The following is a 1,604-nucleotide window of genomic DNA, read 5'->3' as shown; positions in this document are numbered from 1 at the left end:
GGCCTCGGACAGCTCGTGGACGCGCTCGGGGATGTCGTACTCGCCGAGGGCGGAGTGGTTGGCGCCGAAGGTGTTGGTCTCCACGCAGTCGACGCCGGCGGCGAAGTACTCCTCGTGCACCGAGCGGACGATGTCGGGCCGCGTCAGGTTCAGGACCTCGTTGCACCCTTCCAGCTGCTGGAAGTCGTCGAGCGTCGGGTTCTGCGCCTGGAGCATGGTGCCCATCGCCCCGTCGGCTACCACCACACGGGTGGCGAGTGCCTCGCGGAGGGCGGACACACGGGTCCGGGTGTCGGCGGACGGGGTGGACGGCGACGAGGCCATGAAGGGGCTCCCTAGGATGCGACGGCTGTCGGCTTTGCGCTTCCCGGTGCCGCCTGTCCGAGACGTCCCGGGAGAGAACGCACGCCGCCAGGGTAGCCGGGAGCCGGGACCGGTGGCCTGGGCGTCCACGTGACGGACGAGGATGGAGGGCCGGATGCCCTCCCCCAGGGGTGACGCCGGCACCCGAAGGGACGAACCCGTTCGCCCGTCCGCCGCCGGGAAGCGGCCGGGAGACGGCCGGGTGGCGGCCGGGTGGCGGCCGGGTGGCGGCCGGCGGCAGGCGTCCGGGAGCCCTCCGGAACGCGGTCCGAGTGCAACAGTTGCCCGCCGACCATTAGCGGGAGGTCGGCATGGACCGGTAGTGTTCGGCATTGCCGAACGACGTCAGCGACGCCGAGGTCGGCAGTCGAAGGGGACGGAGGCAGTACGTCGATGGCACGGAACATCCAGTCGCTCGAGCGGGCGGCCGCGATGCTGCGCCTGCTCGCGGGCGGCGAGCGGCGGCTCGGCCTGTCGGACATCGCCTCGTCGCTGGGACTGGCCAAGGGCACCGCCCACGGCATCCTGCGCACCCTCCAGCAGGAGGGCTTCGTCGAGCAGGACGAGGCCTCGGGGCGCTACCAGCTGGGCGCCGAGCTGCTGCGCCTGGGCACCACGTACCTCGACGTGCACGAGCTGCGGGCGCGCGCCCTGGTGTGGACGGACGACCTCGCCCGGTCCAGCGGGGAGAGCGTCCACCTCGGCGTCCTGCACCAGCAGGGCGTCCTGGTCGTCCACCACGTCTTCCGGCCCGACGACAGCCGGCAGGTCCTGGAGATCGGGGCGATGCAGCCGCTGCACTCCACGGCGCTCGGCAAGGTGCTGTCGGCGTACGACCCGGTGGCGCACAGCGAGGCGCTGGAGGCCGACCGCAAGGCGTTCACCGACCGGACCGTCTGCGAGCCGGACGGGTTCGAGCACATCCTCGACATCACGCGCGCGCGTGGCTACGCGGCCGACGTGGAGGAGACCTGGGAGGGCGTCGCGTCCATCGCCGCCCCCATCCACGACCGGCGCCGCATGCCGGTGGGCGCGGTCGGCATCACGGGCGCCGTGGAGCGGCTGTGCCGGGACGGCGAGCTGCGGCCGGAGCTGATCGCGGCGGTACGGGACTGCGCCCGCGCGGTGTCGCGGGACCTGGGCGCCGGGCGGTTCTGAGGCGCTGACGCACGACCGGGGGCCGGGGCGCCGGGGGGCGTTCCGGCCCTTCGGCGTACCCGGACGCTGCCGGGACCCGCCCC

2 protein-coding genes are annotated in these 1,604 nt (G+C 73.8%); one reads left to right on the top strand and one right to left on the bottom strand.

Annotated elements, in window-relative coordinates:
• On the bottom strand, positions 1-324 hold a 324-nt coding region (locus tag GTW67_RS20235; protein WP_161166225.1), incomplete at its 3' end, for a homocysteine S-methyltransferase family protein.
• 432 nt (positions 325-756) lie between these two features.
• On the opposite strand from GTW67_RS20235, the gene GTW67_RS20230 reads away from it, so the two are divergent.
• On the top strand, positions 757-1,521 hold the full coding sequence (locus GTW67_RS20230) for an IclR family transcriptional regulator (protein WP_161166224.1): 765 nt from the start codon (positions 757-759) through the stop codon (positions 1,519-1,521).
• Positions 1,522-1,604 lie beyond the last annotated feature (83 nt).

The organism is Streptomyces sp. SID5910 (assembly GCF_009862125.1).
Taxonomy (GTDB): Bacteria; Actinomycetota; Actinomycetes; order Streptomycetales; family Streptomycetaceae; genus Streptomyces.
The sequence above is the reverse complement of the archived record's forward strand: the minus strand, read 5'-3'. Positions and strand labels throughout refer to the sequence as shown.